This window comes from Streptosporangium sp. NPDC049046, from assembly GCF_040649155.1.
Classification (GTDB): domain Bacteria; phylum Actinomycetota; class Actinomycetes; order Streptosporangiales; family Streptosporangiaceae; genus Streptosporangium.
The window spans coordinates 399,052-414,063 of record NZ_JBEZEZ010000002.1 but is presented as its reverse complement, the minus strand read 5'-3'; the positions used below and the strand labels follow the sequence as shown (position 1 = coordinate 414,063).

General features: G+C 70.9%; 12 protein-coding genes. 5 read left to right on the top strand and 7 right to left on the bottom strand.

Going from position 1 to position 15,012, the window contains the following annotated elements; translation table 11 throughout:
- Positions 1-159 precede the first annotated feature (159 nt).
- From AB0B96_RS04260 to AB0B96_RS04240, 5 genes are all read left to right on the top strand, one after another.
- Complete coding sequence (locus tag AB0B96_RS04260) at positions 160-1,617, top strand: hypothetical protein (RefSeq protein WP_362896376.1); 1,458 nt, start codon at positions 160-162, stop codon at positions 1,615-1,617.
- A 156-nt stretch (positions 1,618-1,773) separates the two neighbouring features.
- Complete coding sequence (locus AB0B96_RS04255) at positions 1,774-3,390, top strand: LCP family protein (RefSeq protein ID WP_362896374.1); 1,617 nt, start codon at positions 1,774-1,776, stop codon at positions 3,388-3,390.
- A 247-nt stretch (positions 3,391-3,637) separates the two neighbouring features.
- Positions 3,638-5,794 (top strand): acyltransferase family protein, encoded by a 2,157-nt coding sequence (locus tag AB0B96_RS04250; protein ID WP_362896372.1) that lies wholly within the window; start codon positions 3,638-3,640, stop codon positions 5,792-5,794.
- A 100-nt stretch (positions 5,795-5,894) separates the two neighbouring features.
- Positions 5,895-6,983 (top strand): glycosyltransferase, encoded by a 1,089-nt coding sequence (locus AB0B96_RS04245; RefSeq protein WP_362896370.1) that lies wholly within the window; start codon positions 5,895-5,897, stop codon positions 6,981-6,983.
- Positions 6,968-7,705, top strand: coding sequence for an acetoacetate decarboxylase family protein (locus AB0B96_RS04240; RefSeq protein ID WP_350946455.1), 738 nt, complete (start codon positions 6,968-6,970; stop codon positions 7,703-7,705). The genes AB0B96_RS04245 and AB0B96_RS04240 overlap by 16 nt, the downstream gene beginning before the upstream one ends.
- 244 nt (positions 7,706-7,949) lie before the next feature.
- Here the strand turns inward: AB0B96_RS04240 and AB0B96_RS04235 are convergent, their stop codons facing one another.
- The 7 genes from AB0B96_RS04235 to AB0B96_RS04205 form a co-directional block, all read right to left on the bottom strand.
- On the bottom strand, positions 7,950-8,825 hold the full coding sequence (locus AB0B96_RS04235) for a sugar kinase (RefSeq protein ID WP_362896368.1): 876 nt from the start codon (positions 8,823-8,825) through the stop codon (positions 7,950-7,952).
- Positions 8,826-8,838: 13 nt separating this feature from the next.
- Positions 8,839-9,720 carry a glycosyltransferase family 2 protein gene (locus tag AB0B96_RS04230; protein WP_362896427.1) on the bottom strand — a complete coding sequence of 294 codons (882 nt, stop codon included), beginning with the start codon at positions 9,718-9,720 and terminating at the stop codon, positions 8,839-8,841.
- Positions 9,721-9,915: 195 nt separating this feature from the next.
- Complete coding sequence (locus AB0B96_RS04225) at positions 9,916-10,683, bottom strand: CDP-alcohol phosphatidyltransferase family protein (protein ID WP_362896366.1); 768 nt, start codon at positions 10,681-10,683, stop codon at positions 9,916-9,918.
- Positions 10,661-11,701: an iron-containing alcohol dehydrogenase family protein gene (locus tag AB0B96_RS04220; protein WP_350946452.1), complete on the bottom strand. Its 1,041-nt coding sequence runs from the start codon at positions 11,699-11,701 to the stop codon at positions 10,661-10,663. Before AB0B96_RS04220 ends, AB0B96_RS04225 begins: the two co-directional genes overlap by 23 nt.
- A gap of 5 nt (positions 11,702-11,706) precedes the next feature.
- A complete protein-coding gene (locus AB0B96_RS04215) occupies positions 11,707-12,441 on the bottom strand; it encodes a phosphocholine cytidylyltransferase family protein (RefSeq protein WP_362896364.1) in 735 nt (244 codons plus the stop codon).
- 106 nt (positions 12,442-12,547) lie between these two features.
- On the bottom strand, positions 12,548-13,171 hold the full coding sequence (locus tag AB0B96_RS04210) for a DUF5941 domain-containing protein (RefSeq protein ID WP_362896362.1): 624 nt from the start codon (positions 13,169-13,171) through the stop codon (positions 12,548-12,550).
- A 171-nt stretch (positions 13,172-13,342) separates the two neighbouring features.
- Positions 13,343-14,887: a CDP-alcohol phosphatidyltransferase family protein gene (locus AB0B96_RS04205; protein WP_362896360.1), complete on the bottom strand. Its 1,545-nt coding sequence runs from the start codon at positions 14,885-14,887 to the stop codon at positions 13,343-13,345.
- Between the last annotated feature and the right edge of the window lie 125 nt (positions 14,888-15,012).

Here is a 15,012-nt window from a genome sequence, read left to right as displayed (position 1 = left end):
CGCCGGGCCCGGCCGGACACGCGTCCGGGCGGGCACCGGGTTTCCGGCGAGGCCCGACCGGGGCCGGGCGGGCACCGGAGCGCGGACACGAGGGCCGGTGCGAGCACGGAGCCGAGGGAGAGCCGGTAGCGTACGCGCAGCGTGCGAGGAGGGGGACGAGTGATCGGGTGGGTGCGGGGTGGTCGCGGGGGCGCGGGCGGTCGCGGGTTTCCTGAGCGCCGCGGGCTCCCCGGTCGCCGCCGGCTCACCGACCACCGCTGGTTCCTGGCCGTGCTCGGCGCGGGGATCGCGCTGCGGGTGATCACCATGCTCGGCTACCGGCCCGCGCTCTGGTTCCCCGACTCCTACACGTACGTCGTCACCGCGCTGAAACCCCGGCCCGACCTGGTCCGTCCCGCCGGATACCCGATGTTCATGCGACTGCTCGAACCGTTCCACGAGTTCGCCGTCGTCGTGGCGGCCCAGCACCTGCTGGGGCTGCTCATCGGCGTGCTGGTCTATCTCACCGCGCGGCGGCTGCGGGCGCCGGGCTGGGCCGCGACGCTCGCGGCGGTCCCCTCCCTCCTGGACGCCTACCAGATCCAGCTGGAGCACCTGCTGGTCTCCGACACCCTGTTCGCGGTCCTGGTCGTGTCGGCGGCCTGCCTCGCCGTGCGTGACTCCGTCGGATGGCGTACGGCGTGCGGGATCGGACTGCTGCTCGCGGCGGCGACGCTGACGAGGACCGTCGGGCTGCCGCTGGTGGCACTCTTCGCCGCCTGGCTGATCTTCAGGGAGCGGGGGCGGGTGCTCGCGGCCGGCGTGATGATCGCCGCCGCGACGGTGCCGATCGTGGGGTACGGGGCCTGGTTCTACGCGACGTACCAGCGGATCGGCATCGTGGGCGCGAACGGCGTCTTCCTGTACGGCAAGACGATGACCTTCGCCGACTGCGACGTGATGCGCCCGCCGCCCGACCTGGCGGTGCTCTGCGATCCCCGCCCGCCGCACCTGCGGCCTCCCGCGCAGGAGTACGTGTGGGCGCAGGACTCCCCGCTGGTCAAACTGCCAGGCATCACCTTCACCCGGACGAACGACACGCTGGCCGGGCGGTTCGCGTCACTGGCGATCATGAGCCAGCCGCTGGACTATCTCGGTTCGGTCGCCTCGGAACTGGCCCGCTCGTTCACCGTGGGCCGCCCGGTCTACCCGGATCAGGAGATCTACGACTACTACCGGTTCCCCGCGACACCGCCCGCGCCGCCGGGGCGCTATCCGGCGACGGTGGGCGCCGAGGCCGCGAAGCGCTACGAGCGGGGACCGATCTCCACCCGGATCGTCGAACCGTACGCGGGCTGGATCCGTACCTATCAGGGAGTCGCAGGACTGCCTGGCGCGGCTGTCCTGGTGATTCTCCTGCTGCCGCCCGCGGCGGCGTGTGTCCGGCGCTTCCGCCCGGAGTCCACGGCGTGGGCGCTGCCCTGGTCGGTGGCGGTGGTGCTGCTGGTGCTGCCGCCGGCGGTGGCGGAGTTCGACTACCGGTACGTCCTGCCGGCCGTGCCTGCCGCCTGCCTGGCAGCGGCACTTGCCGTACGTAAACCTAATTTCAGTAACATTCCTACTAATGTCCGTATTTGAGTATGCTGGCCGCCGGATCCAAACATGGCGGTTGTCAGGGGGCGGTCTTGGCCAAGTTCGCATCATCATGTCTCCTGGCGCGCATCTCGTGATCTACCCTTTGGGCTCGATGACCGAGCATGAGCACCGGACGACGCCGCCGAGCGGAAGGATCGCATGAGCGACCACCGGCAGGCGGCCGTCAGAGACCGCCGGAGCGAACCGACCTCCCCCGGCCACCGCGGACCGCGGCGCTCAAGAGGGGACGCCCCGCCCCAGGGCCCGCCGGGAGACCTCCCGCCGCCTCCGCAGGAGAAAGCACCGAAGGGCCGGGGCCGCAAGCAGCGGCGGCTCAGTATCGGCGCCTGGGCCGGCATCGCGGCGACCGGAGTGCTGGTGCTCAGCACCCTCGGCGGCTACAAGGTCTACCGCGACACCCTCGGCGAGTTCCAGACCGTCGACCTCAGCGGCAAACTCGGCCAGAACCGGCCGGCTGCCGTGAAGGGCGCCCTCAACGTGCTGATCGTGGGCTCCGACACCCGCGAGGGCGACAACCTGAAGTACGGCCAGAAGATGGCCGACGCGGGCAAGCGCACCGACACGATCATCCTCATGCACGTCTCCCCCGACCGCGACAAGGCGACCTTCATCAGCTTCCCCCGCGACTCGGTCGTCGAGATGCCCCCCTGCAAGTCGGAGACCGGCGCACCGGTCGCGGCCCGCACCGAAATGATCAATGCCGCCTACAACGAGGGCGGCATCACCTGCACGATCACCACGATCGAGGCGCTCACCGACATCCGCATCGACCACTTCGTCGAGGTCGACTTCACCGGCTTCAAGAACATCGTGAACGCTCTCGGCGGCGTCAGGATCTGCCTGACCAAGCCGGTCGACGACAAGAAGTCCAAGCTCACCCTCCCCGCGGGCTGGCACCTCCTCGCGGGCGAGAAGGCGCTGGGCTACGTCCGGCTGCGCAACTACGGCGACGGCAGCGACATCGGCCGCATCAAGCGCCAGCAGGTCTTCCTCAGCCAGGTGGTGAAGAAGGCGACCAGCAGCGAGCTGCTGACCGACCCCGCCAAGATGCTGAACTTCATCACCACCGCCGCCAAGTCCGTCCGGATGGACGAGGAACTGGCCAAGGACACCAACACCCTGCTCCAGATCGGGCAGAGCGCCCAGAAGCTGACCGCGAGCGGCGTCAAGCTGATCACCGTCCCGTGGGGCCCCCACCCCGACGACCCGAACCGGGTCGCCTGGGTGCAGCCGTACGCGAACCAGCTGTTCGCCGCGATCAAGAACGACACCGAGGTCACCCCGCCCCCCGACCCCAAGGCCAAGCCGGCCGTCAAGCGCGAGCAGGTCAGGCTCCAGGTCTTCAACGGCACGGACACGCCGAACAGGGCGAGGGAGGTCGCCGCCGAGCTGGCCGACCAGGGGTTCGTGGTCACCCATGTCGGCAACGCCCGCCCGGCGACCGCCAACGTGCCCACCACCACGGTGCGCTACGCCAAGAAGGACGCCGCCGACGGCGCCTCGTACGGCGACGCGGTGGCCGCCAGGCTCTCCGGCGACAAACGGACCCCTGTCGCGGGCAAGATCAAGCCGGTCACCACCGAGAAGTACGTCCCGGCCGTGGCGCCCCCGCCCACCCCGGAGGGCAAGGCTCCGACCGGGCCGGTCATCCAGCTCGTCATCGGCGCCGACTGGCCGGGCGTCCGCGCCCTCCCGAAGATCCCCGACGCCCTCACGGACAAGGTCGTCGACAGCAAGACCAACCCCTGCAGCTGAGACGCCTCCCCTCACCCCCGGCCGCCCCGCGGACACGGCCGGGCCCGTGACCCCGTGGACAGTCACGATTACCCGAGAACCGTCCGAATCAAAGTGCATGCGTGCGACAGAGGGCGCACAGTCGGTTTAGGGTTGGTCAAGGCGGCGAGGCGAACACCTGCCCGCGTCCCCGACCCTTCCCCTGGGCGCCCCGCCGATCTGCCCGACACTTCCCCCGGTCTCCGACAGATAGCTGAGCCTCCCCCTCGTGAGCGACATCCGACCCTTCCAGGTGCCTGCCCCCCAGGACGACGGCGGTTCCGACCCCGGCTCCGATGGGGCCAACGGCGGGCAGGGCAGGAGGTCCGCTCCGTGGCCCACGCCCGGCCAGGCGCAGGCGTCCGGTGGATCCCAGCCCTCGTGGCCGGAGCCACCGGGACCGGTCACCTCCGGCGGGGCGTCCCGGCGCGACGCCGGGGACGGCCGCGAGGAGAGCCCCGGCGAGGTCACCGAGTGGGGGGGCTACCCGGCGTATCGCGAGCCCCACCCCGGCGGGACCCGTGCCGGCGGACCCTCCGCCGGCGAATCCCACCCCGGCGGACCCCACTTCGGCGAGACCCACCCCGGCGAGCCTCGTCCCGGCGGGTCCCCCTTCGGTGAACCCCGGCCCGGCGGATCCCCGTTCGGCGAGTCCTACTTCGGCGAGCGTCCCGGCGGCCCCTCGTTCGGCGGGGCCCACGGCTCCCACGACCCGCTCGACCTGTCGAAGCCCCTCGCGCCCGAGCCGGTCGTCCAGGACCCCTCGTGGGACCGCGAGGAGCCCGGCTGGGCACAGGACGGCCCGTCGTGGACGCGGGAGTCACCGTGGGCACAGGAGACGCCGTCGTGGGCGGAGGGGCCCACCCCTCCGCAGGGCGCCCCCCGTGCGCCGTCCCCCCGGCCCGACTGGGCCCCGCCACCCATGACACCGCGCGTCCCCGCGCCGGCCTCCCCACCGCCAGGAGCCGCGCACCCTCAGGATCCCGGCTGGACGCCCGCTCCGGGGCGGCCCCGGTTCCCCGAGGAACCTGAGCTCTCCGGGCTTCCCGGACGTCCCAGGCTCCCCGGGGAGCCCCAGGCTCCCGTGCGGTTCCCGGACGCGGAGACCCCGAGACCTCGGCAGGAGCCGCGACCGTCCGGTGAACGCCCCTTCTCGTACTGGGAGAACACCGCCAGGGACGGCGGCCCCTCGTACTGGGAGAACACCACGAGGGACGGCGGTCCCTCGTTCTGGAACCAGGGACCGCGGGCCGAGCAGGAGCTGCGGGCGGAGCGTGAGCGCGAGACGGTCGCCGAGGAGGAGCCCCCGGCCCCTCCGGTCAAGAAGAAGCGCGAGCCGTACCTCGACAACGTGAAGTTCGTCCTGATCGCCCTGGTGGTGATGGGCCACTCGCTCGTCCCCACTCTGAAGGCGCACTCGTCGGAGGCCGCGTACCTGTTCATCTACACGTTCCACATGCCGGCGTTCGTGCTGATCAGCGGTTATCTGGGACGCAACTTCTGGAACTCCAACGCGAAGATCAACAAGCTGGTCGACACCCTGTTGATCCCGTACATCGTCGTGGAGATCGGTTACGCGCTGCTCCGCTACGGGCTTGGCCAGAAGTGGACGCTGACGATCATTGATCCGGCCTGGCTCAACTGGTACTTGGTCGCCCTTGTCCTCTGGCGGATCTCCACGCCCATCTGGACGCGGATGCGACAGCCCCTGCTGGTCGCGGTCGTCATCTACCTGGTCGCGGGCTTCTCGGAGATCTCCGGTGACTTCAGCATCGACCGCTTCTTCGGCCTGCTGCCGTTCTACGTGCTCGGCCTGCTGCTCAAGCCGGAGCACTTCGACCTGCTCAAGCCCCTCTGGGTCAAGATCACCTCAGCGGTCGTCCTCATCGGCGCCGCCGGGGTGGCGATCCTCATCGCGCCCCACGTCCCGCGCGCGCCGATCTACTTCCGCTACAGCTTCAAGGCGATGGACATGTCCTGGTGGGTGGGCCTCGGCGTGCGAGGCGCCCTGCTGATCGCGGCACTCGCCATGACGGTGGCGCTGCTCGCGCTGATCCCCCGGGGTGAGACCTGGTTCTCCGACCTCGGCACCCGCACCCTGTACGCCTACCTGCTCCACGGCGTCGTGGTGGTCATCGCCAAGGACCAGGGCTGGCTGAGCTTCCCCTGGCTGTACGGCCCGCTGGGCGTGGCGGCGATCGCGTCGAGCTCGCTCGCCCTCGCCATCGTGCTGTGCCTGCCCGAGACCCGCAAGCTCTTCAAGTGGATGCTCGAACCCCGGCTCGTATGGCTCTACCGCCGGCCGTCCCCTCCCCCCGCCGCTACCACCGCACCAGCCGAGGGCGCACCCGCCGCCAAGGAGAGTTCAGCCTCAGTTCCCCGCTAATTAACGCAACACATCCGGTGATGACGGAACGAACACTCAACATCGGGACATGCGGGTATGCGTCGCGACGATCGCTCATCACCCAGAGGACGCCAGGATCATGCATCGGCAGATCCGGGCGCTCCTCGACGCCGGGCATGAGATCACCTATGTCGCCCCCTTCACCGACTGCAACGTCACCCCGGATCCCGGTATCCGCGCGATCGACGTACCCCGGGCGATCCCCAACCGCCGCAGACGCGCGCTGAAGGCCGCGCGGGGGGCTCTCAAGCGCGGGGTGGAGGGCGCGGACCTGCTGGTCGTGCACGACAGGGAGCTGCTGTTCCGCCTGCCCAGGCACCGTCCCGTCACCGTCTGGGACGTGCGCGGGGAGATCGGGGACGGCTGGGGCGCGACCGCCGCGCTCGGCCTCACCCTCCCCGGCCACCTGAGCCGCGCCCTGCCCGCGCTCGCGCGCCGGATCGGGGCCTCCCCGGAGCACCGCCTGCACCTGATCCTGGCCGAGGAGTCCCACCGGGAACGGCTCTCCGGCCCCCACCAGGTCGTTCCCGACACCGCCTACGTCTCCCCGCGCCCGCCCGCGCCGCCCGGCAGAAGCCGGGTGGTCCACGTGGGCCACCTCTCCAGGGCCGGAGGCGTGGGCGAGCTGATCGAAGCGGCGAGGCGGCTGCTCCCGCACGGGATCAGGCTCGACCTGATCGGCTCCGCCGACGTCCGCGTCAGGCCGCTGCTGCGGGACGCGCAGCGGGAGGGCCTGCTCGACTGGTACGGCTACGTGCCCAACCGGCACGCGCTGCGGATGGCCGAGGGGGCGATCGCCGGCCTGTCGCTCCCGCACGACGCACCCGGCACCCGGCCCGTACCCGCCAAGATCATCGACTACATGTCCAGGGGAGTCCCCGTCGTCACCACCCCCCTGCCCGCCGCCGCGTCCATGGTCGAGAAGGTCGGGTGCGGCGTCGTCGTACCCTTCGGGGACGCCGAGGCGACGGTACGCGCGGTGCTGGCGCTGCGGGACGACCGGGAAGGGGCGGCCGAGATGGGAGCGCGCGGCCACGCCGAGGCCCTCGCCCGCCACAACTGGCCGGATCACGCGGGCGCCTTCGTCGGGCGGCTTGAGGAATGGGCCGGCAAACCAGTGACGTCCGGCCGGGAGATTGGTGTACTGGAGGCATGGCACGCCATCTGATCCAGGGGCGCGAGGTCACCATGCCGGTCCGCGTCCGCGACGTCATGGTCTGCAGCGCGTCCTACCTGGTCCGGGCGGACGCCGCGCGGGCCGTGATCGCCTACTCGCACCTGGACGTCGCCGAGGTGTTACCCCGCAAGGCCCTGTGCACGCTGGTGTTCGCCGACTACCGCGACGGTGATCTGGGCCGCTACCACGAGTTCGGCGTCGCCTTCCTGGCGAGGCCGCCCGGCGCGGGCCACGTTCCCGGCGGGGGGCTGCGCGCGAACCTGTCCGAGCTGCGCCGCACCGGCGCCGGGGCGTTCGTCCACTGGCTCCCGGTCGACCAGGACTTCACCTTGGAGGCGGGCCGCGCCATCTGGGGCTTCCCCAAGGAGCTGGCCGACATCGACCTGCGGATCTCCTCCCCCTACAAGCGGTGCGTACTGCGCAAGGACGGCCGCCTGGTGCTGGACCTGCTGATCAAACCCGGCGTCCCGGTGCCGGGCACCGGGATGATGACCGCCCTCGACGCCTACAGCCACCTGGACGGCGTCACCCGCCGCATCCCGTGGTCGCTCTCTCCCCGCGGGGTCCGCACGCGTCCCGGGGGCGCTCTCATCCGCCTGGGCAACCATCCGATCGCCAAGGAGCTGAGCGAGCTCGGTCTGCCCAAACGCGCCCTGATGACGAGCACGATCTCCCACCTGGCCATGACCCTCGGTGAGGCCAAGGAGCCCTGAGGCTCCTCGTGAGAGGCCCGGCCGGACAAGGCAAGGCCCGTCCCGGCCCGGCGGAGCGCTCGGAGACCCTCGCCCGGCGAGGAATCGGGCACCGGAGCAGGCACCGGGCCTCGAAAAGGCCCTGACCCGCCCGCGCACGGCGAGAAGCCGCGCGGATCGGCGGGTCAGATCCTGTCAAGGACCCCGCGGTCGGTCAGAGGTTGGGTCAGACCCCGCCCGGAGGCGCTCACCCACATCCTCACCGTCAGGTGTCGAGCTCCAGGAGGGGCAGTTCGGCCCTCGTCGGCAGGCCCTGCCAGTCACTCGGCCCCGACGAGGCGAAGGCCGCGAGCAGGCCGCCCCTGCGCAGCCGGTCGGCCGGGTGAAGACCTTCGAGCAGCGCGCTGAGATAGCCCGCGACGAAGGCGTCCCCCGCGCCGTTGGGGTCGACCACGGGCGCGGAGAGGCTCGCGGCGTCGTGGCGTACTCCGTCGACCCGCACGCTCGCCCCTCGGGCACCGCGCGTCACGATGACCTCGCGATCCCCGGTGAGCGCGGGCTTGACCAGGTCGAGCTCGCTCTGCCGGACGAACAGCACGTCGGCGGAGCAGGCCAGCACGCTGAGGATCTCCTCCGCCTCGCGCAGGTCGGGCCAGAGCTGGTCGTGGTAGTCGATCGCCACCGAGACCGCGACCCCGGCGGTCCGCGCGGCGCGTACGGCCGCGTGCATGGCGTCGCGCGCGCTCAGCGCGGCGGTGATCCCGCTCACGTGCAGGATGCGCGAGGCCGCGATCCGGTCCACGGGAACGTTCCCCTGGGCCAGCCTGACGCCGGTGCGGTAGTAGGTGACCCTCGCCGCCTGGCCGAGCCTCGACTCCTTCAGCAGGATCCCGGTCGGGGACCCCTCGTCCACCCTGGCGTCGGAGACGTCCACGCCCTCGCCGCGCAGCACGGTGAGGATCCTCGCTCCCAGCTCGTCGCCGCCGACCTTGCCCAGCCAGCCCACCCGGTGGCCGAGCCTGGACAGCCCGACCGCGACGGTGAACTCGGCCCCGGCGACGTCCAGCCTGGCCTCGTGCTCGTGGCGGATCCGGCCGCTGGTGACGACGCCGAACGCCTCGCCGAGGGTGTATACGTCCACTGCTGATCGGAGGTCAGACGATCGGTGGACGGCCGAGGCGGAGCATCCGCCAGGCGGTGTTCCAGCCCATGGGGCGACGCTCTCCCGCGGGCTCGCGGAGCCCTTCCGTGAAGCCCTTGAACCAGGCGCGCAGGGCGGGCCTGGAGCGCTCGCGGACGAGGGTGAGCACCATCCAGTTGAGGAGGTAGAGCCCGGCCAGCGGCCATGGAAGGTTGCGCCGGGCGAGCCAGACCCGGTTGCGGGCGTTGAGGCGGTAGAAGTCGGTGTGCCGGGTCGGGGGGACCTGCGGGTGGTACATGACCGTCTCGGCGTCGTACTCGATGCGGTATCCCTCGCCGAGGAGCCTCCACGCCAGGTCGGTCTCCTCGTGGGCGTAGAAGAAACGCTCGGGGAGCCCGCCGACCTGGAGGAAGGCCGAACGGCGGATGGCGCACGCGCCGCCCAGGAAGGTGGTGACCGGAGAGGACCGCTCGGGGTCGCCCGCGCGCAGGCGGGGAACGTGACGGCGCTGGCCGATGCCGCCCTCGGGGTCCTTCACCCGGAAGGAGACGACCGCGAGGTCGTGCTCGGTGGAGAAGCGCTCCCGCAGGTGGGAGACGAGCCCGGTGTCGGCGTACCAGCCGTCGTCGTCGAGGAAGAGGACGACGTCGCCGGAACACTCCTCGACGCCTCGGTTACGGCCCGCGGGAATGCCCGCGTTGTGGTTCAGCCGCACGCTCCTGATCGAGGCCGAGGACCCCGCGGGCACGGTGGCCGAGAGTTCGGGGACGTCCGCGCCGTTGCCGACGATGACCACCTCGACGTCACCGTCGACCTGGTTCAGCGCGGACTCGACCGCGCGGTCCAGCTCGGGGACACGGTTGCCCATGGTGAGGATGACGCACGAGATCTTCAACGGGTCATCGTCCTGACGCGTCGAGAGCACGTACGGAGCATACTTTCATGATCACCGAGTCTGCTGGGTCGGGAATTCTGGCAGGGCTGGAGTTTCCTGGTATACCGGGGCACAAGCGTATCGGAACCGCCGACGAACACCCGCCAAACAGCGGTGTGTTCGCACCTACGACGCGCCCGGACGCCATCCGGTTCCTCATGAAAGCCGCCTGGACGCCAGAATGCTGATCAGATGCAGGATCATCTGCAGCACTGCGACGATCACGCAGGCCACCACGAGGATCCTCGTCGCCGCCAGCCCTCCGTTGATCGCGTCCCAGATCGCGGCGACCACGATGAGGAGTGACAGCTCGACCGCCTGCACGATCCGGTGGAACTTCAGCGCCGCGGCCGCCTTGCGCGCCATGCCCAGCCCGCGCGACCGGAAGTGCTCGGCCGAGGCCTCGGTCGCCGCGACCAGCCCGGAGCGGGCGCGTGCCACGTCGACCAGGTCGGTCTCCGCCTTGATCAGAATCGCGCCGAGCGCGGCGGCGAACCCCGTCACGGTGTACCAGTCGGGCAGGACCTCCGACGCCCGGAAGCCCAGCCCGATGAGGATCGCGGCCTCGGCGAAGTAGTGGCCGACCCGGTCGAGGTAGACGCCCGTGATGGAGGTGCGCCCGGTCCAGCGGGCCAGCTCGCCGTCGGAGCAGTCGAGCAGCAGGTAGAGCTGGACCAGCAGGGCCGCGAGGACGGCCGCCCAGAGTCCGGGCAGCGCGAGCACGGCTCCGGCCAGCAGGCCGGTGAAGATCATCAGCCAGGTGGTCTGGTTGGGTGTGATCGGCGTCTTGGCGAGGAACCAGGTGACGTAGATCGACAGCTTGCGCATGTAGAGAGCGCCGGCCCAGTGCTCGCCGCTGTTGCGGTCCATGGTCGTGTGCGGCTGGGCCACCGCACGGAGCTCAGCGACCGACGGCCCGGACATAATCCTCCACCCGATCGCGAATCTCCGGCTCCGACAGGCGCAGGTGCTCAAGAATCGTGTAGCGGCCGGGACGCGTGGCCGGGGCCAGCGCGACCGCCTCGGTGAACTCGGCCGGGGACAGCCCCACATCGGCGGGGGTGACCGGCAGCTCGTGCCCGCGCAGGCAGTCGACGACCTGATTGAGCCTCCGTGAGTCCTCGCGGAGGAAGAAACAGAACGCGGCACCTATCCCGGCGAGCTCGCCGTGGTTGGAGGTGCCGGGAAAAAGCTGATCCACGGCATGCAGGATCTCATGATCTCCGCCACTCGAAGGACGTGAGGAGCCGGCGACCACCATCGACATGCCCGACAGGATAAGCGCCTCGGCCAGCACGGTCAGGAACGCGTCGGACTCGATCGAGTCGGATCTGCCGATCACCGCCTCCGCCGCGGTGCGGGCCATCGCGCAGGCCAGGCCGTCGATCGGCTCCCCGCGCTCGCCCGCGCCGAGCTGCCAGTCCTCGATCGCCGAGAGGTTGCTGACCACGTCACCGACCCCGGACCTGACCAGCGAGGCGGGCGCGTCGTGCACGAAATCGAGATCGACCATGATGGCGAGCGGCATGGGGACGCCGAAGGAGCCCTTGCCTCCGTCGTGCGTGAGCGAGGCCACCGGCGAGCAGATCCCGTCGTGCGACAGGTTGGTGGCCACCGCCACCATCGGGATCCCGGCCAGCGACGCGGCGTACTTGGTCACGTCGATGGTCTTGCCGCCGCCGATGCCCACGACCGCCTCGTACGCCCCCTTGCGCAGGTCGGCGCCGAGCGAGATCGCCGCGTCGACCGATCCGTCGGGCACCCGGAAGACCTGGGCCTGGCCGAGCGAGGGAGTGATCACCGAGGCGATCCTGTCTCCCTGGCCCGCGCCCACGGCCACCGCCACCCGACCGGAGGTCGCCACCCTGCTGTCGGCCAGCAACGTGCCGAGCTGGGCGACGGCGCCCCGGCGCACCTCCATGGACAGGGGCGCCGGGAGCATCCTGGCTAGTATCGGCACGCGATCTCCCGCGCCTTGGCGAGGTCGTCGTGGTTGTCTACCTCGACCCACGGGACGTCGCCGATCGGAGCGACGGCGATCTTCTCACCGCGGGCGACGAGCTCCTGGTAGCCGTCCTCGTAGTAGAGCTGCGGGTCGCGCTCGAAGGTGGCCTGGAGGGCGTCGGCGAGGCGGTCGCCGATGCCGGAGCGGATGAGCGTGGCGCCGATGTACTCACCGGCGGCGGCGGCCGGGTCCATCAACTTGGTGATCAGCCGCAGGTGGCGGTCGTCGTCGAGGGTCACCTTCATCTCCTCGTCGGCGAGCTTCTTGACGTCGTCGACCGCGAGCAGGATGTCGCTGGTCACCGGCGCGGAGAGCAGCGTCTCCTCCACCGAGACGGGGTGCACCGTGTCACCGTTGACCAGGAGCACGCCCTGGTCGAAGTAGTCGCGCGCGCACCACAGGGAGTAGGCGTTGTTCCACTCCTCGGCCTTGTCGTTGTGCACGAGGGTGAGCTTCACACCGTGCCGCCGCTCCAGCTCGGCCTTGCGCTCGTGTACCGCCTGCGCCTGGTAGCCGACGATGACCACGACGTCACGAAGATCGGCCGCCGCGAGGTTGCGCAGCGAGATGTCCATGATCGTGGTGTCGCCGTCGACCGGCACGAGCGCCTTGGGCAGCGTGTCCGTGTACGGCCGCAGGCGTCGTCCGGCCCCGGCGGCCAGCACCATTCCCAGCAACGTGCACTCCTCATTCGGGTGAGAGCCTCCCGGCGGGCACTCCTAGGCCCCAAAGATTAGTTGCCTTCACGCCCTGATCGTGTAATCGGGCATTTGCCGGGCGTTCTCAATCGTGGGCGCCGAGGTCGGCCGCGTCCACCCCGAACCTCGGGGCGGCCAGCCAGCAGGTGACACTTTCCCAGGAGAAGAGGCACCACAGGTAGAGCGAGAGCAGGGCGAACATCAGCGTGACCTGCCCGGCGAGCCCGCCGAGGGCGATGAGCAGCATCCGGCCGTCCCAGCCGAGGCCGGATGTGGCCAGCCAGGCGGGCGGGTAGACCCGCTGCCTCAGCCGATAGACGACGTCGTAGTGGTGGAAGGCCATCGCGCCGAGCAACATGAAGATCAGCCACGGCGGCACGTCGTGCGCGAAGCCCACCGAGGCCACGAAGCCGTACTCGGTGAGGCGCAGGATCGGCGGCACCAGCCAGTCGAACCGGCCGTCGTGCGGATGGGAGCTGCCGGGACCGGCCAGCAGCAGCGCCACCGCCGGGGCGAACACCGCGGGTCCTTCGGTGCCGGCCACGCCGACGAGGAGCAGCACCCCGGTGACGAACATCCCGACGATCGCGGGCGGCAGCGGCGGGAGTTGCCCGGCCACCATGGCGCCCATGCCCCTCGACAGCACCCCGTCGTCCCGGTAGGCGACCACGGCGCTCCGCGGCACCGGCGCCATATGCACAGAAATCATGATCGCACCTGCTTCTTCCACTTACCTGAGGGTCGCCTGACGGGAGATCCGTCCGGGTGAGGAGAGACCCGAGGCGAGATTCGTCCCGGGTGAGGAGAGACCCGAGGACGGATTCGTCCCTCGTCCGGCGGGACATCCGTCCCCGCCGGTCATCGCGCCCGCGGCCTCCGGTCATCGGCTGAGCGATCTGCCGGTCCGGCCGAAGAGGACGTAGAGGGCCGCGATCCCACCCCAGACCAGCAGCGCGACGAAGGTCACCCGGGCGTTGAAGAAGGCCGCGGTCACCGCGATCAGGGCCATCCGTTCCCCGATGGGCAATACGATGATCTTCTTGAACCAGCGGGTGGGCGACGCCTTCTCCATGGTCCGCGAGAGCCACAGGATCGGGTTGCCGCCTCCTGTCCAGGCATCGTCCGCGGCGGCCGCCCTGCTCAGCGAGTCCGTCCTCCCCAGCGAGCCCGCCGCCCTGGTCCAGGCCGCGCCCACCCGGCTCGCGTCGGCCCGCGCGCCCGCGTACGAGAAGTCGATCATATGGCGGAGCATCTGCAGGATCATCGCGGCCACCGCGAGCGCCCAGATGCCGTCAGGGCCGCCACCCGCGACGTCCGCCCCCGCCGCGTATCCGACGGCGAGGCCCAGGTAGACGGCGTACTCCTTGACACGGTCGAAGGTGGCGTCCAGCCACGCCCCGAGCGGCGAGAAGGTGCGGGTGTAGCGGGCGAGCTGCCCGTCGACGCAGTCGAGCACGAACGACAGGTAGAGCAGGACCGCCCCCGCGATCAGCCCCGGCCTGGTGCCCTCGGAGAACCAGACCGCCGCGAGCGCGGCGAGACCGACGGATATGCCGGTGACCGCGTTCGGGGTCAGGCCGAGCCCGGCGATCGGCTTCAGCAGGTGCCTGGACCAGGAGCTCACCGCGTACGTGGCGAAGAAGCCGTCGTCGCTCTTGACCGCGGCGTCCAGCCTGGCCTCGTTCTCGTCGACCTCGGCCAGCCGGGGCACGGCCACGTCGGCGTCCGCCTGCACGGTCATCCGGTCGGCGTGGAGGCGGCCGAGTCTCGCCGCGCGCACCTGGACGCCGGAGCGGACGAGGCCGACCAGGAGCAGGCCGGGGACCTCGCCGCCGTCCATCGGGCCGAAGCCGCCCGCCTCGGCGAGCTCGGCGAGCGTCTCGGTGGTCTCGGCGAAGCCCGCGAGGTCGGGCACGCCGACCTGGAGCGCGCCCCTGAAGGTGCCGTTGGTCTCGCCCACCTCGTGGAAGGAGGTGCCGGCGGCCACCACCGACCTGCCCTCGATCCTGACCGGCGGTCGCGTCGGCCCCGGCGGCTCGTCCTTTCCGCCCACCAGCGCGCAGGTGTCGCGGGCCGGGTGCTCCACGAGCATGGCGAGCGCCTCGGTGTGCGCCACCAGGTCACCGGCGACCACCAGCACCGGCCCGACGGACGAGCGGGCCGCCTTCGCGACCCTGCGCAGGTCGTCGGCGAGCCCTTTCGGCCCCTCCGTCCCGATCATGTGGGTGCCGCCCGGCACGTGGATGATGTCACTGGAACGGGCCATCACGTGCACATCCCGTACGGGAAGCGTGGCGAGCTGGCCGGTCAGCCTGTCGAGGAGCGTCCCGGCGGAACATCGCAGGTCGGACGCCTCGGTGGTGGCGAGCACGACCGCGACCGCCTGCGAGGCGTCGGACGAGACGGTGGCGCGAGAGTCAGGCAATCCGGGCTCCTTCGTATCCGACGGGATCACCGTACGAATCGGGGAGTGCGCACTCAGCGTAGCTAGATCTTGACGGGATAGCACGGGAGCACGCCGGACGATCAGGGACACACCCATTACGCTCG